The following is an 18747-nucleotide window of genomic DNA, read 5'->3' on the forward strand; positions in this document are numbered from 1 at the left end:
CTTGTCAGGCAGCGTGCTCGGCGATGAGCTCGCGAGCAGCGTCGAGGTCGTCAGGGGTCTTGAGCGCCAGCGTCTTCACACCGGGCAGCGCGCGCTTGGCGAGACCGGTCAGTGTGCCGCCGGGGCACACCTCGACCAGCGCGGTCACACCCAGCTCCTTGAACGTCTCCATGCACAGGTCCCAGCGGACCGGGTTGGCGACCTGGCCGACCAGGCGGGACAGCACCTCGGCGCCGGTGGCGACGGCCTGGCCGTCCTTGTTCGAGATGTACGTGATCTTCGGATCGGCCGGGGCCAGCTCCGCCGCGGCCTGCTCCAGGCTCGCGACCGCGGGGGCCATGTGGTGCGTGTGGAAGGCGCCCGCGACCTTGAGGGCCACGACGCGTCGTACCCCCTCCGGCTTGTCGGCCTCCAGAGCGGCCAGTTCCTCCATGGTGCCGGCGGCGACGATCTGACCGGCGCCGTTCACGTTCGCCGGGGTCAGGCCGAGCTTCTCCAGATGCGGGATCGTCGTCTCGGGGTCACCGCCGAGCAGCGCCGACATACCGGTCTCGGTGATCGCGGCGGCCTCGGCCATGGCCAGACCGCGCTTGCGTACGAGTTCCAGGGCGGCCGTGTCGTCCAGTACGCCCGCGAAGGCGGCGGCCGTGATCTCGCCGACGCTGTGGCCCGCGACGGCACTCGGTGCCACGTCGCCGAGCGCGGACGCCGACAGGAGTCCGGCCGCGACGAGGAGCGGCTGCGCCACCGCCGTGTCGCGGATCGCGTCCGCGTCGGCCCGCGTGCCGTAGTGGGCGAGGTCGAGTCCGATGGCGTCCGACCACGCGCCGAGACGGTCGGCGGCGCCGGGGAGTTCGAGCCAGGGGGTCAGGAAGCCGGGCGTCTGGGCGCCCTGGCCGGGAGCGACGAGTACGAGCACTCTCACACTCTCTCTTGTGGACGGCCGACGCCGCCCGTGGGGACAGGGACGAAGAACAGCAGGGGGTTTTGTGGAGCCCCGACAAAAGCCTAGAGCTGGGGATCTCCATCGGCCAGACGCCCCAGGATCAGCGCGATCCTGAGTGTGAAGGCGGATCGTACATCGGAGGGTGACCAACCGGTGACGTCAGTCACACGTCGAAGCCGGTAGCGCACGGTGTTCGGGTGAACGAAGAGCATCCGTGCGGCGCCCTCCAGACTGCTCGCCTGCTCCAGATACACGCTGAGAGTCTCGAGGAGAGCGGACCCGGCTTCCTCCAGTGGTCTGTAGATCTCCTCCACCAATTGCTCGCGCGCCGCGGGGTCGCCGGCGATCGCGCGCTCCGGCAGCAGATCGTCCGCCAGAACCGGCCGCGGGGCGTCCTGCCAGGCAAAACACGCCTTGAGCCCGGCGGCGGCGGCCTGCGCCGACCGGGTCGCGGCGAGCAGATCGGGCACGACGGGCCCCGCCACGACCGGTCCCGCCGCATACGGCCCGATCAGCGACTTGGCGACCCCCAGAGGATCGTCACTGCCACCGGCGATGACGACGAGCCGGTCGCCGAGGACTCCGGTGAGGACCTGGAGCTTGGCGTGCCGGGCGGCTCGCCGGATCGCCTCGACGGTCAGCTCGCTGTCACCGTCGGGGGCCGTGCCCAGCACCACGCACACATGCTCGGGCGAGTTCCAGCCGAGGGCCGCGGCCCGGCTGACGGCTCCCTCGTCGGCCTCGCCGGACAGGACGGCGTTGACGACCAGCGACTCCAGCCGGGCGTCCCAGGCGCCGCGTGCCTCGGCGGCCTGTGCGTACACCTGGGCGGTGGCGAAGGCGATCTCGCGGGCGTACACGAGGAGGGCCTCGCGCAGAAGGGACTCGTCGCCGGGCGCCGCGACCTCGTCGATCGCGGACTCCATGACCTCGATGGTCGTACGCACCATCTCCACGGTCTGGCGCAGCGTGATCGCCCTGGTCAGCTCGCGGGGCGCGGTGCCGAAGACGTCGGTGGAGATGGCCTGCGGGGCCTCCGGATGCCGGAACCACTCGGTGAACGCGGCGATACCGGCCTGGGCGACGAGCCCGATCCACGACCGGTTCTCCGGAGGCATCGCCCGGTACCACGGCAGCGTCTCGTCCATGCGCGCGATGGCCTGCGCGGCGAGGCTTCCGGAGGACTTCTCCAGCCGTTTCAGGGTCGCGGCGTGCGCGTGGGCGGCGTGCGCAGCGGCTTTGGTGGCGTGGGATTCGGGTTCGGGCACGGGACAAGACTGCCTTATCCGGACGGGAGTGTGCGGCGGCGGGTCTCAGAAGAGGGTGGCCGCGGGTCTACGGTGGGCCCTGTGGTGACTCCGCCCACGCGTGAACGCGCGAGCTTCCTGTGTCGGTGGCTCGGCCACGTTGCAGAGGGCCAGCCCGGCCCTGTCGAGGACGTTGAGCGCGCCGACGTGGTCCGCGTTGGCCGCGAATCCGCACGTCGTGCACTGGAACTTCGCTTGGGTGGCGCGGTTCTCCTTCGAGGCGTGCCCGCAGGACGGGCAGGTACGGGAGGTGTTGCGGGGGTCCACCGCGACGACGGTCCGACCGGCACTTTCAGCCTTGCCTGCGAGGATAGCGAGGAACACCCCCCAACCCGCGTCGAGAATCGACCGGTTGAGTCCGGCCTTTGCCGCCCGCTGGTTCGGCAGGAACACGCCGGGCTGTTCGGGGTCGGGCTTCGGCTTGGGGGTGCGGGTCATGCCCGCGGTGTTCAGCTGCTCGTGTGCGATCGCGTCGTGGTTGCGTACGAGGGTGAGCGCGGTCTTGTGGGCGTGGTCCAGGCGCTGGCGGCGGATCTTCGCGTGGATCTTGGCGACCTTGCGGGCGGCGGCGCGGTGGGCCTTGGTGCGCTGCTTGGTGCGCTTAGGGAACGTCGCCAGGTGCCGTTGTGCTTCGGCGAGTTCCTCGGCCGCTTCCTGGAGGAAGCGGGGATTGGCGATGTGCTCACCGGTGGAGGTGGTCAGGAAGTGCGTGACGCCCAGGTCGATGCCAAGGACTTGGCCGGTAGCGGGCAGCGGCTCGGCGGGCACCTCGTCGCAGGACAGGACCACGTACCAGCGGTGGCCCTCACGCTTGACCGCGACCGTCTTCACCCGGCCTCTGACGGGCCGGTGCTGGTGCACGCGGATGTGGCCGACGCCCTGCAGCCGGACGCGGGTCTGCGGATCGTGCGGGGTGGAGTCCCAGCGGCAACCGTCGCCGTCCTTGGGGAAGATGACGGTGTCGAAGTGGCCGACGCCCTTGAAGCGCGGGTGGCCTGGCTTCTCGCCGTGCCGGACCGCGACCTGGCCGCCGAGCACCGGGCGGCGGTACTTCGGGCACCACACCACGTGCAGCCCGAGGTCGTACACGCCGCCGGAGAACCGGCGAACCTTCCCGGTCACGGTCACGCGATCACTATACACACCCTGCGTAACTAATTATGCACGTAGTGTGCTCAATGTCCGAGGATCGGCGCTGCGTGGCTCCGCCCACCAAGCAAGATTCGATTGCCTCACCGGCCAGAGCCTGTGGTCCCCTCGAAAGGAAACTTATGGACGTACGGCGCGCTAGTGAGCGCTACCGCGGAGGCGACCCGGCGGCCGGGATCGAGTCCCTGCACGCCTTCTCCTTCGGGCCCCACTACGACCCCGACAATCTCCGTTTCGGCGCGGTCATCGCCTGCAACGAGGAGCGGCTCGCGCCCGGCGCGGGTTTCGACGAGCACCCGCACAGTCACACGGAGATCGTGACCTGGGTCGTCTCGGGCGAGCTCACGCACCGGGACTCGGCGGGCCACGAGTCGGTGGTCCGGCCCGGGGATGTGCAGCGGCTCAGCTCGGGCGGCGGTGTACGGCACGTGGAGCGCAACGACGGCGCCGAGCCGCTGGTCTTCGTCCAGATGTGGCTCGCCCCGCTGTCGCCGGGCGGCGATCCCGCGTACGAGATCGTCCACGGCATCGCGGACTCCACGCCGTACGCGGTTCCGGAGGCGGGGGCGATGCTGCATGTGCGGCGGCTGGGGGTGGGGGAGCGGACGGCTGTGCCGGACGGGGCGCACGTCTACGTCCATGCTGTACGCGGCGGAGTACTGCTCGACGGCACGGAGCTGGGCCCCGGCGACTCGGCGCGGCTCACTGCCGCGAAAGACCTGGAGGCGGTGGGCGTGAGCGCGGCGGAGCTGCTGATCTGGGAGATGGCCGGCTAATGCTCTGACCGCATAGGTTCGCCAGGTAGGTGGTCCGGGCGGTTGGATGTGCGGTGACGTTCGATTCGACTGCTGGGGGTGTGGTGGCTGAGCCTGTCCGTGTGCGCAGGTTGACCGACCAGGAAGGGCAGAAGCTGCAGCAGATCGTGCGCCGGGGAAGCACCAGTTCGGTGCGGTTTCGGCGCGCGATGATGCTGCTGGCTTCTGCGGGCGGGAACCGGGTGCCGGTGATCGCGAAGCTGATACAGGCCGATGAGGACACCGTCCGCGATGTGATCCACCGGTTCAACGAGATCGGCCTGGCCTGTCTGGACCCTCGATGGGCGGGAGGCCGTCCCCGCCTGCTCAGCCCTGACGACGAGGACTTCGTCGTCCAGACGGCCACCACCCGCCCGACCAAGCTCGGCCAGCCCTTCACCTGCTGGTCGATCCGCAAACTCGCCGCTTACCTGCGGAAAGTGCACGGCCGCGTGATCCGGATCGGCCGGGAGGCGTTACGGTGCATGCTCGCCCGCCGCGGCGTCACCTTCCAGCGCACCAAGACGTGGAAGGAGTCGCCCGACCCCGAGCGCGACGCCAAGCTCGACCGCATCGAAGAGGTGCTGGAGCGCTTCCCGGACCGCGTGTTCGCATTTGATGAGTTCGGCCCGCTCAGCGTGCTGGGCTGAGCAGGGCCGGCCCGAGCGGCACCCCGCGACCTACCACCGCACCCACGGAGTTCGCTATTTCCACGGCTGCTACTCGGTCGGCGACGACACCCTGTGGGGCGGCAACCGCCGCAAGAAGGGCGCTGCGAACACCCTGGCCGCGCTCAGATCAATCCGCGCGGCCCGCCCGGACGGCGCCCCGATCTACGTCATCCTGGACAACCTGTCCGCCCACAAGGGCGAGCAGATCCGGCGCTGGGCGAAGAAGAACCGGGTCGATCTGTCCTTCACCCCGACCTATGCCTCCTGGGCCAACCCGATCGAGGCCCACTTCGGACCGCTGCGGCAATTCACCGTCGCCAACTCCCACCACCCCAACCACACCATTCAGACTCGGGCCCTGCATGCCTACCTGCGCTGGCGCAACACCAACGCCCGCCACCCGGACGTCCTCGCGGCCCAGCGCAAGGAACGTGCCCGGATCCGCAGCGAGAAGGGCATCCGCTGGGGCGGCAGACCCATCACCGCCTCGGCCTGAACGAACGAACAGCACAGCCGCACCACAACAACCTGCCTTGCGAGGAGCACCGCATGGACCACCAAGACGTTCAGGCCGCGGTGGCGGAGATGCTGGAGGTACTGGGGCCTCGCACGGGCGAGGACTGGACGGTTCCGGCCGGCCCGCTGGAGTGGAGCTGCCAGCAGACGGCCGCGCACATCGGCCACGACCTGCTCGCCTACGCGGGCCAGCTCGCCGCGAGCCCGGCCGACGCCTACCTCCCCTTCGATCTGCGCGTGCGACCCACCGCCTCGCCTGCCGAGGTGCTGCAGGTGGCCGCCGCCTGCGGCGGGCTACTCGGCAGCGCGCTGGCCACCGCCGACCGGTCCCTGCGGGCCTGGCACTGGGGCCCGTGCGACCCAACGGGGTTCGCGGCGATGGGCGTCGCCGAGATCCTGCTGCACACCAACGACATCACCCGCGGATTGGGCGTGGACTGGCTGCCGCCGGCACCGCTATGCGCGGCCGTGCTCGACCGACTGTTCCCCGACGCCCCGCCCGGCGAGCCCGTCCGAGTGCTGCTGTGGTGCACCGGACGCGGGGACCTGGACGGTCTGCCCCGCCGGACGTCGTGGGTGTGGAAGGCGGCACTGCTCGACTGAGCGCACTCAACTCGGTGAACCTATGCGGTCACAGCACTAGTAGCGGCTGGTGGACAGGCGTGGGGCTTGAGATGCCGAAGTGATCCAAGAGGTGTCCACTGAAGGGGTCGGACACCCGCTCGGCAGAGAACCGAGGCCATGGCCAACCGCGAAAGCGCAGAGGGACGGGGCAAGGCACCGAAGGGGGGCCTGCGACGGCTGGGGGAGTGGTGCGCCCACCACTTCGTGATCGTGATCGTCGCCTGGCTGGTGGCCCTCGGCGGGCTGCAGGCGCTGAACCACTTCCACGGCGGAACGTACTCCGACGACTTCGCCCTGTCCGACGTGCAGTCCGAAGAGGGCCTGGACGTCCTGAAGGAGCATGATCCGCAGGCCGGCGGCTACAGCAGCCAGATCGTCCTGCACGACGACGACAAGGCCCTGACCTCGCTCGGCTCGCAGATGTCGGCCACCGTCGCCGACCTGCAGAAACTGCCGCACGTCCTGTCCGTGCAGAACCCGCTGGACGCCACCTCCTCGAAGGTCGGCCCGGTGTCCTCCGACGGGAGGACCGCCTACGTCACCATCCGCTTCGACGAGCAGCCGTCCCTCCTCGGCGACGGCTACCTCGACGGAGTCGACGACGCCGTTGAGCCGCTCAGGGACGCCGGCGCCGAGGTCGAGTACGGCGGATCGCTGGGCGAGCTGGCGCGACCCGACGCCGACGACCGGGTGAGCGAGCTGATCGGCTTCGCGGTCGCCATCGTCGTCCTGCTCATCGGCTTCGGCAGCGTGATCGCCGCCGGACTCCCGCTGATCACCGCGTTGGTCGGCGTGGTCGGCGGACTCGCCTGCCTCGGGCTGCTCGCCATCGCGTTCACGTTCGCGACGGTGTCACCCACCCTCGCCACGATGATCGGCCTCGGCGTCGGCATCGACTACGCGCTCTTCCTGATCACCCGTCACCGGCAGAACCTCATGGACGGCGCGGACCCGGTGCGCGCCGCCGGCCACGCGAACGCCACCAGCGGACGCGCGGTGCTCGTGTCCGGTACGACGGTGATCGTCGCCCTCATGGGCCTTTGGGTGTCCGGCGTGAGCTTCATCGGCAAACTCGGCGTCGCCGCGGCCGTGACGGTCGTCTCGGCCGTCCTCGGCGCACTGACCCTGGTGCCCGCCCTCCTGGGGCTGATCGGCCGCCATATCGACCGCTGGCACGTGCGCCGCCCGATCGCCGAGACCGACGCCGAACCGGGCGCCGAGGTCACGGGCACCTGGCACCGCTACGCCCAGCGCGTGGAGCGCCATCCGCTGCGGTACCTGAGCGCCGGCGTCGTCACCGTCGCGGTGCTGGCCATCCCCCTCTTCTCGATCCAGCTCGGCCACATCGGCGACGGCGCCGACCCCACGTCCTTCACCGACCGGCGGGCCTACGACCTGATGACCGACGCGTTCGGCCCCGGCTCCAACGGGCCCCTCACCGTCGTCATCGACCAGACCTCCGTACCGGACTCAGAGCGCTCCGACCTCGCGTCAAAGGCCCAGCAGGCCCTGAACGACGAGTCCGGAACCTCCTTCGTCACGCCGCTCACGCCGACGCAGGACGGGGACGTCCTGGTCGGCACCGCCTACTCCGCCGAGTCCCCGCAGAACGCGGACACCACAGACCTCACCAACCGACTCGTCGACGACACCCTGCCCGCCGCGGTCTCCGGCACCGACGCCAAGGGCTACGTCACCGGGACGACGGCCGTGCAGGTCGACTTCCGCGACATCGTCGCGAGCCGGCTGCCGCTGATCATCGGCGTGGTGGTCGCCCTGGCCTTCCTGATCGTCCTCGCGGTCTTCCGCGGCCTGCTCGTGGCCCTCAAGGCGGCCATTCTCAACGTCCTGTCGATCGCGGCCTCGTACGGCGTCGTCGTCGCCGTCTTCCAGTGGGGCTGGGGCGGGCCCGCGCTGGGCGTCAACGGCAAGGTGCCCATCGAGAGCTATGTGCCGATGATGATGTTCGCCATCATCTTCGGACTGAGCATGGACTACGAGATCTTCCTGCTGTCCCGCGTGCACGAGGCGTGGCTGCGCACGGGGGACGCCAAGGCCTCGGTCGCCCATGCGCTGGAGATCACCGCGCGCGTGATCACCTGCGCGGCACTGATCATGGTGAGCGTCTTCGCGGCCTTCATCGTCAGCGACAACATCGTGGTCAAGATGCTGGGCCTGGGCCTCGCAGTCAGCGTGCTCATCGACGCCACGGTGGTCCGCCTGCTCATGGTGCCCGCGGTACTGACCCTGCTGGGCCGGCACGCCTGGTGGACGCCCCGGTGGCTGGACAAGATCCTGCCGCACATCGACATGGAGGGAGAGGGCGAGACCCTCGCGGCTGAACGCGCTGACCGCGCTACACCTCAGTCAGTACCGCGTCCGTGAACACCGGCCACGTCTCGATCGCCCAGGGCCCGAACGCCCGGTCCGTCAGCGCGACGCAGGCCGCGCGCGCGTCCGGATCGATCCACAGGAACGTGCCCGACTGGCCGAAGTGACCGAAGGTCCGCGGCGAGGACGAACTGCCCGTCCAGTGGGGGGACTTGGAGTCGCGTATCTCGAAGCCCAGGCCCCAGTCGTTGGGGTTCTGGTGGCCGTACCCCGGAAGAACGCCCTTCGTGCCGGGGTACTGGACCGTCATCGCCTCGGCGACCGTCCGCGGGTCGAGGAGACGCGGCGCCTGCACCTCGGCCGCGAAGCGGACCAGGTCGTCGACGGTCGAGACGCCGTCCTTGGCGGGCGAGCCGTCGAGCGTCGTCGACGTCATCCCCAGCGGCTCCAGCACCGCCTGCCGGGCGTAGTCCGCGAACGAGATGTCCGTCGCCTTGGCGACGTGGTCTCCCAGCGCCTCGAACCCCGCGTTGGAGTACAGCCGCCGCTCCCCGGGCACCGTCGTCACCCGGTGCTCGTCGAAGGCGAGCCCGGAGGTGTGGGCGAGGAGATGGCGGACCGTGGAGCCGGGCGGGCCCGCTGGTTCGTCCAGCTCGATCGCCCCTTCCTCGTACGCGACCAGCACGGCGTACGCGGCGAGCGGCTTGGTGACCGAGGCCAGTGGGAAGCGGTGCCCGGTCGCGCCGTACGACCCGAGGACGGTGCCGTCCGCGCGTACGACGGCCGCGGCGGCGGAGGGCACCGGCCAGTTCTCGATCAACGCCAGGCTGTGCAGAGACATGCGTACGAGGTTATGCGGCTCACAGCGTCAGCCGCATCGAGGGGTCGGGCTTGCGTACGAAGCCCAGCGACGCGTACAGCGGCTCGGCCTCGGCGGAGGCGTTCAGATCGACCTGGGCGGCGCCCTTCTCGCGGAACCAGTCGAGGAGGCTCTCCATGCACGCGCGCGCGTAGCCGCGGCGCCGCGCGCCCGGGTCGGTGGCCACGCTGAAGACGTACCCCACGCAGCCGCGCGGATTGCCCGCCCGCCCGATCCGGTACTCGAGGGTCCCGACGACGAGCGCCGCGAGCGCGTCCGGCCGGTCGGGGTGGTCGACGACGAAGGCCGCGAAGTCCCCGTCCGCATCGGCGAGTCTGGCGCGTACGGTGGGCAGGGACTCGGCGTGCCACTCGGTTGAACCGTCCGCGGTGAAGACCGAGTCGATCATCACCTGACGCAGCCGGAGCACTTCCTCCGCGTCCTCGACCGTGGCACGTCGTACGAGACTCATGTCCCGCACGCTAACCACCGCGCTCACGCCACGTCCTCCGGTTTTCTCACCATATTCGCTTGCTTGGAGCGCACTCCAAGGTTTTAGCGTGGGTGCCATGACGGTGATGGAGACCACGAGTACTACCAGGACCGACAGTTGCGCCGGCCCGCGGCAGGTCGATCGACGCGCGGACGGACAGGACAAGTACACGATCAGCGAGGTCGTCGCCTTCACCGGTCTGACGGCGCACACCCTGCGCTGGTACGAGCGCATCGGGCTGATGCCGCACATCGACCGCTCGCACACCGGCCAGCGCCGCTACAGCAACCGCGACCTGGACTGGCTCGACCTCGTCGGCAAGCTCCGGCTGACCGGCATGCCGGTCGCCGACATGGTGCGGTACGCGGAGCTGGTGCGCGAGGGCGACCACACCTATGGCGACCGCTTCGAGCTCCTGAAGGCGACCCGGGAGGACGTCCTGTCCCGGATCGCCGAACTCCAGGACACGCTCGCGGTACTCGACCGAAAGATCAATTTCTACGCGGACGCCGGGCGTGCCCTGGCGTCGGAGAGGTCCTGATGACGGACAGCAAGATCGCGAAGGTGGGACTCGGCACGGGCGGCCCCGAGGTCGGCGTACAGGGCCTCGGCTGCATGGGGATGAGCTTCGCGTACGGCCCGACGGACGCCGACGAGGCACGGGCCACCCTGGAGCGCGCGCTGGAACTGGGCGTGACGCACTATGACACCGCCGATGCCTACGGCCAGGGCGAGAACGAGAAGTTCCTGTCCCCGTTCTTCAAGGCCCACCGCGACGAAGTCGTCATCGCGACGAAGTTCGCCCTGGCGATCCCGCCGGACGAGCCGACGAAGCGCATCATCCGCAATGACCCGCCGTACATCCGCCAGGCGGTCGAGGCGAGCCTGAAGCGCCTGGACGTCGACGTGATCGACCTCTATTACATGCACCGCCGCGACCCGAGCGTCCCCATCGAGGAGACCGTCGGGGTCATGGCCGAGCTGGTGCGCGAGGGCAAGGTCAAGCACCTTGGGCTCAGCGAAGTCACGGGCGGCGAGCTGCGCGCGGCGCAGGCCGTGCATCCGATCGCGGCCGTGCAGTCGGAGTGGTCGTTGTTCAGCCGCGACATCGAGGCCGGCGTCGTACCGGCCGCCCGTGAGCTGGGCGTGGCCCTGGTGCCGTACTCGCCGCTCGGCCGCGGTTTCCTCACGGGCTCCTTCGCCAACGCCGAGAAGGACCTGACCGCCGACGACTTCCGCCGTATGCAGCCCCGCTTCACGGGCGAGAACGCGGCCGCCAATGTGGCCCTCCTGGAGCCGATACGGGCGGTCGCCGACTCCCACAGCGCCTCGCTCGGGCAGATCGCGCTGGCGTGGGTGCAGCAGCAGGCGGAGATGCACGGGCTGCCGGTCGTACCGATCCCGGGCACCCGCAAGCGCAGCCGCGTCGAGGAGAACGTGGCGGCCACCCGCATCGTCCTCAGCGAGGATGACATCGCTCTGCTGGAGCCGATCGCCTCCAAGGTGGCCGGAACCCGGTACGCCGACATGACGTTCACCTCGGCGGGCCGCGAGTGAGCATCGCGGTCGCGTCCCGCGAAGTGGCGTAGGAATCCGCACCGCTGTTTTGACCGACTCCGCGGTGAACGCCGTCAGGAGCTCCTCGGCCACCTCCGCGCCGCTCGCAGCGGCGGGGAAGCGGCGCTCTGCCGGAGCGCCCACCGGCGCGGGCCGTGACCTGCGGAGTCACACACTCCGAGGCGCTCCACCACTTCGCGGGACGAGTCCAGCACCGCTGGTCACGCCCGGCCTGCCCTACCGGTCGCCGGGCGTGACCAGCCCCGACTCATAGGCGAAGATCACGGCCCGCGCGCGATCGCGGAGGTCCAGCTTCGCCAGTACGCGGCCTATGTGGGTCTTCACCGTCTGCTCGGCCAGCACCAGGTGGTCCGCTATCTCCTGGTTGGACAGCCCGCGGGCCACCAGCTCCAGCACCTCCGTCTCACGCGGCGTCAGGCCCTCCGGTTGGACGGCCGGTTTCCTGCGCGGCGCGGGTCGCTGCTGCGCGAAGTCCGCGAGAGACGGCGTGTCACCTTCGGGGCGAGCAACGCGTCCCCGGCGGCCACCACACGCACCGCCGCGATCAGATCGGCGGGCGGCGCGTCCTTGAGCAGGAATCCGGAGGCTCCGGCGCGCAGGGCCTCGTAGACGTAGTCGTCCGCGTCGAAGGTGGTGAGCATCAGCACCTTCGGCCGGCTCACGGCGTCCTCGCGATCCTCGTGCCCCTCCCGCGGGTCCAGCAGCGCGCCGCGGCCAGACCGTCCATCTCCGGCATCCGTACGTCCCTGAGGACGACGTCGGGGCGCGTGCCACGGGCCAGTTCGACGCCCTTGCTGCCGTCCGCCGCCTCGCCCACCACTTCGATATCGCTCTGCGCTGCCGGCAGGGCCGCGAAACCGGCGCGGACCATGACGAGCGGTATGACGACGAGTCACAACTCCGCCAGCAACTCCGCCTTCTTCGACGTGAACTCCTCGTCCGTCACCAGCCCCGCCTGGTGCAGCTCACCAAGGTGCCGGATCCGGTCGGCGATGTCCGCGGGATCGCGGTGCCGGGCGGACGGGGCGCCGTCACTCTTCGCCGGGGGCCCGGCCGCGCGTACCGCCGCGAGGACCGAGGCCGCGAAGGGCAGCGACTCGTGCACGGGCCCGTAACCGAGGCCGAAGACGACCGCCGCCGGGTCCTGGTCGGCCTGCGCGGGCTGGACGACGGACGTTTCGCGGTGCAGCAGCCGCAGATGGCCCTCGAAGACCTCGGGCGAGCGCCATTCGACGCCGCTCAGCTCCGAGACCGCGAAACTCTGGTCGCCGGCCTTCCACTTGGCGGACGAGGCACCCGTCCAGAACCAGCGGAAGGACACCGACTTGCCGTCGAAGGAGGCCTTCCCGTCGTACGCCTTGAACTGCAGCGGCGTCTCGGGCGCGTTCACCAGATAGCGCTCCGCCACGGCCGCGTCGTCGGGCACGAGCCGGGCCCGCAGTTCGTCGGCGTAGTACTCGGCGAGTGTCTCGCGATCGCCGGGGAGCACCAGACGGTAGGGGTCGCACGCTTCCTTGAGCTGTCCCGCCGCCACCTCCATCAGCGGATCCGCGCCCGGTCTCGGTTCGGCGCGCAGAACGACGGTCCCCCGCCTGCCCGGGGTCAGCGTCACCGCCGCGATCGCCTCGATGGGGATACGGCGCTCGCCGAGCGCCTGGAAGAGCTTCGGCGTACGGATCCCCCGTTCGAAGCGGATGAGCACGGAGTCGGACTCGAACTCCCAGGCGGCATGAAATCCGGCCAGTACGTCACCCATGCGGGCCATCGTATGCGCCATGCGCTTCCTCGTCCCCTCCCCGTACGAACCGCGGTTTCTTCGTCCTCTACGCGCGTCCGGCTTCAGCCATGTCGGACAAAGCCTTCTGGCACACGTCATCCTCGTGTGCGCAGCTCACCGCCCGGTACGCGCCAACGCCGATCTCGGCGAAGTTGCGCAGGCTCTCCGTACCCGGCTCGAAATAGCCGGCGTGGCCCTTCGCGCCCCAGGCGGACAGCACCCGCGCCCCGAATCCCGAGGACACCGGATCGGCGCCGTGACCGAGCCAGCCGACCTCCATATAGGGCACGTCCTGGATCCAGTCGTCGGAGTCCCGCGTGGCCCACACCCGTGCGGAGGTGTGCAGCTGCGAGGCGTTCGCGACTCGCATCCCGGGGCTGCCCGCGACCGCTATGTCGGAGACCCGGGACGGCAGTGTGTCCGCGGCGACGCCGCAGACGACGGAGCCGTAGCTGTGGCAGTACAGCGCGATGGGCGAGCGGCCCGGCAGCGTCCGTACGAGCGTGTTGAGCCGGACCGCGCCCTCCTCGGCGCGCACGCCGGTGGCCGCCTCCATACCGAGCCCGCTGGGCGCCGTGTAGTCGGCCCAGGCGATCACGGCCGTACGCGTACTCGGGCTCGCCGCGCGCTCCTCCAGGTACAGGGACCTCGCCATGCCGACGGGCGCGGAGAACTCGCGGTCGGTGCGCTGGAAGTTCAGTACGTCCGTGTCGACGCCCGGAACGACGACCGAGACGCGCTGCGCTTTGCCCAGGTCTCCGAAGACCTCGGCGATCCGGCCCGCGCCCAGCGGGTCGAAGGCGAGGATCTGACGGTCCTTGTGCAACAGGTCCTCGTAACGATGCATACGGCGGCCCGCCTCGTGCTGGCCCGCGGGCGAGAGCCGTTCGTCGTGCATGCGTTGTCGCTCGGTCTCGCGTGCCTCGTCGAGCGCGATGTGGTTGGCGCGGTAGCGAAGTCTCACCGGCGCCCCGTTCATATTGCCGACCGCGAGCGGATAGCGGGCGGCGAGCCGGTAGCGCTGGTGGACGTCGAGCGAGGCGAAGAAGCGGGCGAGGCGGGCCGGAGCGGCGCCCGGGTCCGGCAGCGCGCGTCCGCCGATGCTGCCGCGTTCCCAGGCGGAGAGGGAGGCCTCGAGCGGCGTCGCGGCAGCTCTGTGGTTGCGTACGACGGTCCAGCCGGTGGTCGCCAGCATGACGAAGACGACGGCCAGAGCGAGGAGAGCGCGCCAGACGTTGAGTTGAGGAGGGGAGTCGAAGGAAGTCACTGGGAGGACACACTAAGAGAACAAGAGTGTCTCGCGTTAACCGAGTGAGGGGGATCACGTTTCTCAGTGGGTACTTGGGGCAATCCGGAATCAGAGGGAGTTAAAGCGTCACGCTGTGTAGGGAAGTTGAAGCGTCACGCCGCGTTATCGTCCGTTTCGCCTTATATGTTCCAGTTTTTGGCCAATGCGGGCCCCACCTGGTCGAGATAAGCGGTGGTCAGTGCGCGAATCGCCTCGACGCTGAGGTCGTCGCCCGCGCTCCATCGCTGCCCGGTGACCCGCATCACCCCCGAGAACACGGCCACCGCCACCCGCGGTCGCGGATCGGCGTCCACGTCCAGGCCCTCACGCTCGGCGATCAGTCGCGCGAGCTTCTCCTCCAACTCCGCGGTGCGGCGCAGATGGACGGCGAGCAGGGTGGGCGTCGACTCGATCAGCTGGAAAGCGCGCATGTGCAGTTCGACCGGGATGACGCTCTCGATGGTCTCGTTCAGGGTGTCCCAGTTCTCCAGGACGGCCCGGCGCAACGCCTCCAACGGGCTCTCCTGCGGCGGGCGTTCGCGCACCAGGTCGAGGAAGTGCGCCTCCGCCATCTCCAGGACCGCGAAGGCTGCCTCCTCCTTGCCCGCGAAGTAACGGAAGAACGTGCGCTGTGACACATCGACGGCTTCGGCGATCTCGTCGACCGTCGTCCGCTCGTACCCCTTGCTCGTGAACAGCTCCAGAGCGGCCCGCACCAGCGCGTCCCTGGTCCGCTGCTTCTTGCGCTCGCGCAGCCCGGGCCGGGGCAGCGTGTTCATGGGCCCTCCCTTCTGGACTGTCCGAACTGATCGCAGCAAGCCTTGTTCGCTCCCAAGCCTATTTGTCCAGCTCACCCTATCCGTGAGTGACGTGACAGTTACCGACTTGTGAATTGGTTTGTCAAGTGTCAGTGGCTGTCATTAGCCTCGAACGCATGACTAGTCAGACCACTGTCGACACGACGGGCTCGGGGGACAAGACGCCAGTCGTCCCGGCGGACCGGAAAACGGACCGGGGGCTTCGCGGCCACCCCTGGTTGACCCTCATCACCGTGGCCGTAGGCGTCATGATGGTCGCCCTCGACGGCACCATCGTGGCCATCGCCAACCCGGCCATCGCCACGGACCTGGGCGCCACCTTCGCCGACGTTCAGTGGATCACCAACGCGTACTTCCTCGCGCTCGCCGTCACGCTGATCACGGCGGGCAAGCTCGGCGACCGGTTCGGACACCGGCAGACCTTCCTCATAGGCGTCGTGGGCTTCGCGGCGGCCTCGGGCGTCATCGGACTGTCCAGCTCCATCGCCATGGTCGTGACGTTCCGCGTCTTCCAGGGCCTGTTCGGCGCACTGCTGATGCCGGCCGCGCTCGGACTGCTGAGGGCCACCTTCCCCGCCGAGAAGCTGAACATGGCCATCGGTATCTGGGGCATGGTGATCGGCGCCTCCACCGCGGGCGGTCCGATCCTCGGCGGCGTGCTGGTGGAGAACGTCAACTGGCAGTCCGTCTTCTTCATCAACGTCCCCGTCGGCATTCTGGCCGTCGTCCTCGGCGTGGTGATCCTCACCGACCACCGCGCCAAGAACGCGCCGCGTTCCTTCGACCTGCTCGGCATCGGGCTGTTGTCCGGCGCCATGTTCTGCCTGGTCTGGGCACTCATCAAGGCCCCCGAGTGGGGCTGGGGTGACGGTATGACGTGGACGTTCCTGGGCGTCTCCGTGCTCGGCTTCGCCCTGTTCGCGCTCTGGGAGACGAAGGTCAGGGAACCGCTCATCCCGCTGGCCCTGTTCCGTTCCGTACCGCTCTCGGCCGGTGTGGTCCTGATGGTGCTGATGGCCATCGCCTTCATGGGCGGCCTCTTCTTCGTCACCTTCTACCTGCAGAACGTGCACGGCATGAGCCCCATCGATGCGGGCCTCCACCTGCTTCCGCTCACCGGCATGATGATCGTCGGCTCGCCCCTCGCGGGCGCCATGATCACCAAGGTGGGGCCGCGCATCCCGCTCGCGGGCGGCATGGCGTGCACGGCCATCGCCATGTACGGCATGTCGACGCTGGAGAAGGGCACCGGCAGCGCCGTCATGTCGATCTGGTTCGCCCTCCTCGGCCTCGGACTCGCGCCCGTCATGGTCGGCGCCACCGAAGTCATCGTGGGCAACGCGCCGATGGAGCTCTCCGGTGTCGCCGGCGGTCTCCAGCAGGCGGCCATGCAGATCGGCGGCAGCCTCGGTACGGCGGTTCTCGGCGCCGTGATGGCCTCCAAGGTCGACAACGACCTCGCGGGCAACTGGGCGGACGCCAAGCTTCCGCCGCTCAACGAGGCCCAGCTCCACCAGGCCTCCGAGGCGGTCCAGGTCGGTGCCGCGCCGGTGCCGCCGGACACTCCGGCCCCGATCGCGGAGAAGATCACGGACGTCGCCCACGACACGTTCATCTCCGGTATGAGCTTGGCCAGCCTGGTCGCCGCCGGAGTCGCCGCCGTCGCGGTCCTCGTCGCCTTCCTCACCAAGCGCGGCGCCAACGCGGACGCCGCCGGTCCGGGGGCGGGGCACATCTAGGCAGCGGTCCGCCGTGTCTGACGCCTTGTCGGGTACACCCGGTGGGGTGTTCGCCTATCAGGGTGACAGATGTCCGTACGACTTTCGTACGGTCCTTTCGGCGGTCAGAGTGGTCCAACTGATCCGTACGCCACGGCAGTCGGGGCAGGCCGCGGCGCGCCGCCGGAGGGGGATGGCGCGCCGCGGATTCAACTTTGGTCCCAGGGAACGTGTCTAGGGACCACGTACCGGGGTACTCGCCGCATCGAGCCCGAACCGGCAGCAAATACCAGGGAGTTGATGATGGCGGGCTTCGGACACACCACGCGCAAGCACCCCCGCTCACGTAGCCGGACGTGGTCACGGAGTGGGCCGGATCGCGCGACGCTCGGAATCATCGGAGCCATCTGCGCGGTCGCCGGCTTCTTCACACTGGGCATCGTTCTCGGCCCGGTGGCGATCGCCTGCGGCTGGCTCGCCATGGGACGCAGCTGGAGCGGCGCCCGCCCGGTACCGGCACTGATCGCCGTGGTGCTGGGCACGATCGACACGGTCCTGGCGATCGTCTGGCTCGCCGGGGCAGCCACTCCCGCGGCCGGAATGTTCTGATCGCGGTCCGCGGGACGTGAGGGAGCCCCGCGTCCGTCAGTGGCGCGGGGCGGTCACCTGTATACGGGCCCTATGTACGGCCTTTCTCGGGGACCTTCCCCGAGGGCTCGGACAGCGCGGCGACCTGGGCGCGCAGCGCCCTTACCTCCTCCGCGAGAGCCTCTATCGCGGCCGTCTGCCGTCGCTCCTCCACGTCGTCCGACTCGAACCGGGCGATGAACCAGGCCGCGATATTGGCGGTGACGACACCGAGCAGGGCGATCCCGGAGAGCATCAGCCCGACCGCGATCACGCGGCCGAGGCCGGTCGTCGGCGCGTGGTCGCCGTAGCCGACGGTCGTCATCGTGGTGAACGACCACCACATCGCGTCACCCATCGACTTGATGTTGCCGTCCGGCGACTCCCGTTCGACGGACAGTACGGCGAGCGAGCCGAACATCATCAGCGCCACCACGGCGCCCGCGACGTACGTGGTGAGCCGGATCTGCGTGGCCATCCTGGCCCGCTGCCCGACGAGCAGCACCGTGGCCACGACCCTGAGCAGCCGTAGTGGCTGAATCAGCGGCAGCAGTACGGCGCACAGGTCGAGCCAGTGCGTACGCACGAACTCGCCCCGTTGCTCGGCCAGTGCGAGCCGTACGAGGTAGTCGAGGGAGAAGGCTCCCCACACCACCCACTCGACCACGTCACACGCGCCCGTCACGCCCCGACTGGCATCGGGCCACACGATCGGCACCGCATAGGCGACGGCGAACACCACCGCCATCCCCATCAACGGCTGCTGAGTACGCCGCTCCCAACGAAGTTGGGCCGATCTCTCGTCCATGTCCGCGGGTTGCCTCCGGCGGTTGAGTAGGGGGGTTCGTTGTCTTGTGCGGGTGTGTTGTGGTTGCTCGCTCCCCCACTCTCGGCTCCGCTCGAGCGGGGGGACCCCCATCGCGGCGGAGCCGCTGATGTCACAGCCCCGCGCCCCTTGGGTGCGTGGTGGGTCGGGGCCGCGGGCCGGTGCGTCAGCCCGTCGCCAACAGGGCATACGGCCCTTTGCTGACACAGGGCGCAGGCGGCCTGAGACAGAACCTACGCGACGGGCATACGACGCATCGACCCACGTCCCCTCCCGCCGGTGGGAGGGCGACGGGTCCGTTGTGGCTGGTGAGCATGATGACCGGCGGCTCCGGGAGCGCCCCGCCAGGGGCGCGGGGAACTGCGCGACCAGCCACAACGAACCTCCGGTCAAGGGACGCACCCTGGAACCGGCACCCCGAGCGG

The 18747-nt window shown here is 69.7% G+C and carries 16 protein-coding genes and 2 pseudogenes; 8 read left to right on the forward strand and 10 right to left on the reverse strand.

Annotated features, from left to right (window positions below; genetic code table 11):
- Positions 1–4: 4 nt before the first annotated feature.
- The 3 genes from ACFYO0_RS08195 to ACFYO0_RS08205 form a co-directional block, all read right to left on the reverse strand.
- Positions 5–919 carry an ACP S-malonyltransferase gene (locus tag ACFYO0_RS08195; RefSeq protein WP_388672450.1) on the reverse strand — a complete coding sequence of 305 codons (915 nt, stop codon included), beginning with the start codon at positions 917–919 and terminating at the stop codon, positions 5–7.
- Positions 920–1008: 89 nt separating this feature from the next.
- Positions 1009–2214 (reverse strand): fatty acid biosynthesis transcriptional regulator FasR, encoded by a 1206-nt coding sequence (fasR, locus tag ACFYO0_RS08200; RefSeq protein ID WP_388672452.1) that lies wholly within the window; start codon positions 2212–2214, stop codon positions 1009–1011.
- Positions 2215–2259: 45 nt separating this feature from the next.
- Positions 2260–3327, reverse strand: coding sequence for an RNA-guided endonuclease TnpB family protein (locus ACFYO0_RS08205; protein WP_388672770.1), 1068 nt, complete (start codon positions 3325–3327; stop codon positions 2260–2262).
- A 197-nt stretch (positions 3328–3524) separates the two neighbouring features.
- Here ACFYO0_RS08205 and ACFYO0_RS08210 point away from each other — a divergent pair, with 197 nt between their 5' ends.
- The 4 genes and pseudogenes from ACFYO0_RS08210 to ACFYO0_RS08225 all read left to right on the forward strand — a co-directional run bounded on the left by ACFYO0_RS08210 (position 3525) and on the right by ACFYO0_RS08225 (position 8392).
- Complete coding sequence (locus ACFYO0_RS08210; RefSeq protein ID WP_388672454.1) at positions 3525–4178, forward strand: pirin family protein; 654 nt, start codon at positions 3525–3527, stop codon at positions 4176–4178.
- Between the two features lie 83 nt (positions 4179–4261).
- A pseudogene (locus tag ACFYO0_RS08215) lies at positions 4262–5363 on the forward strand (IS630 family transposase).
- A gap of 53 nt (positions 5364–5416) precedes the next feature.
- Positions 5417–5986 (forward strand): maleylpyruvate isomerase N-terminal domain-containing protein, encoded by a 570-nt coding sequence (locus ACFYO0_RS08220; protein WP_194049506.1) that lies wholly within the window; start codon positions 5417–5419, stop codon positions 5984–5986.
- Between the two features lie 138 nt (positions 5987–6124).
- Positions 6125–8392, forward strand: a complete 2268-nt coding sequence (locus tag ACFYO0_RS08225) for an MMPL family transporter (RefSeq protein ID WP_388672456.1) — start codon at positions 6125–6127, stop codon at positions 8390–8392.
- Here ACFYO0_RS08225 and ACFYO0_RS08230 read toward each other — a convergent pair.
- Both ACFYO0_RS08230 and ACFYO0_RS08235 read right to left on the reverse strand, forming a co-directional pair.
- On the reverse strand, positions 8364–9179 hold the full coding sequence (locus ACFYO0_RS08230; RefSeq protein ID WP_388672458.1) for a serine hydrolase domain-containing protein: 816 nt from the start codon (positions 9177–9179) through the stop codon (positions 8364–8366). The genes ACFYO0_RS08225 and ACFYO0_RS08230 overlap by 29 nt on opposite strands.
- Positions 9180–9198: 19 nt before the next feature.
- Positions 9199–9669 carry a GNAT family N-acetyltransferase gene (locus ACFYO0_RS08235; protein WP_388672460.1) on the reverse strand — a complete coding sequence of 157 codons (471 nt, stop codon included), beginning with the start codon at positions 9667–9669 and terminating at the stop codon, positions 9199–9201.
- A 97-nt stretch (positions 9670–9766) separates the two neighbouring features.
- On the opposite strand from ACFYO0_RS08235, the gene ACFYO0_RS08240 reads away from it, so the two are divergent.
- Positions 9767–10231: a MerR family transcriptional regulator gene (locus ACFYO0_RS08240; protein WP_388672462.1), complete on the forward strand. Its 465-nt coding sequence runs from the start codon at positions 9767–9769 to the stop codon at positions 10229–10231.
- Positions 10231–11247, forward strand: a complete 1017-nt coding sequence (locus ACFYO0_RS08245) for an aldo/keto reductase (RefSeq protein WP_388672464.1) — start codon at positions 10231–10233, stop codon at positions 11245–11247. Before ACFYO0_RS08240 ends, ACFYO0_RS08245 begins: the two co-directional genes overlap by 1 nt.
- Positions 11248–11484: 237 nt before the next feature.
- Here ACFYO0_RS08245 and ACFYO0_RS08250 read toward each other — a convergent pair.
- The 4 genes and pseudogenes from ACFYO0_RS08250 to ACFYO0_RS08265 form a co-directional block, all read right to left on the reverse strand.
- Positions 11485–12139 (reverse strand): annotated as a pseudogene (locus tag ACFYO0_RS08250) (LuxR C-terminal-related transcriptional regulator).
- A gap of 21 nt (positions 12140–12160) precedes the next feature.
- Positions 12161–13033: a DUF4429 domain-containing protein gene (locus ACFYO0_RS08255; protein ID WP_388672772.1), complete on the reverse strand. Its 873-nt coding sequence runs from the start codon at positions 13031–13033 to the stop codon at positions 12161–12163.
- 58 nt (positions 13034–13091) lie between these two features.
- Positions 13092–14312 (reverse strand): alpha/beta hydrolase, encoded by a 1221-nt coding sequence (locus ACFYO0_RS08260; protein WP_388672466.1) that lies wholly within the window; start codon positions 14310–14312, stop codon positions 13092–13094.
- A gap of 161 nt (positions 14313–14473) precedes the next feature.
- Positions 14474–15112, reverse strand: a complete 639-nt coding sequence (locus ACFYO0_RS08265) for a TetR family transcriptional regulator (protein WP_388672468.1) — start codon at positions 15110–15112, stop codon at positions 14474–14476.
- Positions 15113–15267: 155 nt separating this feature from the next.
- Here ACFYO0_RS08265 and ACFYO0_RS08270 point away from each other — a divergent pair, with 155 nt between their 5' ends.
- The gene (locus tag ACFYO0_RS08270) at positions 15268–16890 is read left to right on the forward strand and encodes an MFS transporter (RefSeq protein ID WP_388672471.1); all 1623 of its coding nucleotides are present in this window, start codon (positions 15268–15270) and stop codon (positions 16888–16890) included.
- 279 nt (positions 16891–17169) lie between these two features.
- Entirely contained in the window at positions 17170–17478 is a 309-nt protein-coding gene (locus ACFYO0_RS08275) for a small hydrophobic protein (protein WP_388672472.1), read from the forward strand.
- 70 nt (positions 17479–17548) lie between these two features.
- Here the strand turns inward: ACFYO0_RS08275 and ACFYO0_RS08280 are convergent, their stop codons facing one another.
- A complete protein-coding gene (locus tag ACFYO0_RS08280) occupies positions 17549–18304 on the reverse strand; it encodes a potassium channel family protein (RefSeq protein WP_388672474.1) in 756 nt (251 codons plus the stop codon).
- Between the last annotated feature and the right edge of the window lie 443 nt (positions 18305–18747).

Origin of the sequence: Streptomyces sp. NPDC006365, from assembly GCF_042870755.1 — a bacterium.
In the GTDB taxonomy this organism is placed as follows: domain Bacteria; phylum Actinomycetota; class Actinomycetes; order Streptomycetales; family Streptomycetaceae; genus Streptomyces; species Streptomyces xiangluensis.

Excerpts from the sequence above, each read along its gene's own strand:
- ACFYO0_RS08210 (WP_388672454.1), top strand. The coding sequence starts at position 3,525 with ATGGACGTACGGCGCGCTAGTGAGCGCTACCGCGGAGGCGACCCGGCG.
- ACFYO0_RS08220 (WP_194049506.1), top strand. The coding sequence starts at position 5,417 with ATGGACCACCAAGACGTTCAGGCCGCGGTGGCGGAGATGCTGGAGGTA.
- ACFYO0_RS08225 (WP_388672456.1), top strand. The coding sequence starts at position 6,125 with ATGGCCAACCGCGAAAGCGCAGAGGGACGGGGCAAGGCACCGAAGGGG.
- ACFYO0_RS08230 (WP_388672458.1), bottom strand. The coding sequence starts at position 9,179 with ATGTCTCTGCACAGCCTGGCGTTGATCGAGAACTGGCCGGTGCCCTCC.
- ACFYO0_RS08235 (WP_388672460.1), bottom strand. The coding sequence starts at position 9,669 with ATGAGTCTCGTACGACGTGCCACGGTCGAGGACGCGGAGGAAGTGCTC.
- ACFYO0_RS08240 (WP_388672462.1), top strand. The coding sequence starts at position 9,767 with ATGACGGTGATGGAGACCACGAGTACTACCAGGACCGACAGTTGCGCC.
- ACFYO0_RS08245 (WP_388672464.1), top strand. The coding sequence starts at position 10,231 with ATGACGGACAGCAAGATCGCGAAGGTGGGACTCGGCACGGGCGGCCCC.
- ACFYO0_RS08255 (WP_388672772.1), bottom strand. The coding sequence starts at position 13,033 with ATGGCCCGCATGGGTGACGTACTGGCCGGATTTCATGCCGCCTGGGAG.
- ACFYO0_RS08265 (WP_388672468.1), bottom strand. The coding sequence starts at position 15,112 with ATGAACACGCTGCCCCGGCCCGGGCTGCGCGAGCGCAAGAAGCAGCGG.
- ACFYO0_RS08270 (WP_388672471.1), top strand. The coding sequence starts at position 15,268 with ATGACTAGTCAGACCACTGTCGACACGACGGGCTCGGGGGACAAGACG.
- ACFYO0_RS08275 (WP_388672472.1), top strand. The coding sequence starts at position 17,170 with ATGATGGCGGGCTTCGGACACACCACGCGCAAGCACCCCCGCTCACGT.
- ACFYO0_RS08280 (WP_388672474.1), bottom strand. The coding sequence starts at position 18,304 with ATGGACGAGAGATCGGCCCAACTTCGTTGGGAGCGGCGTACTCAGCAG.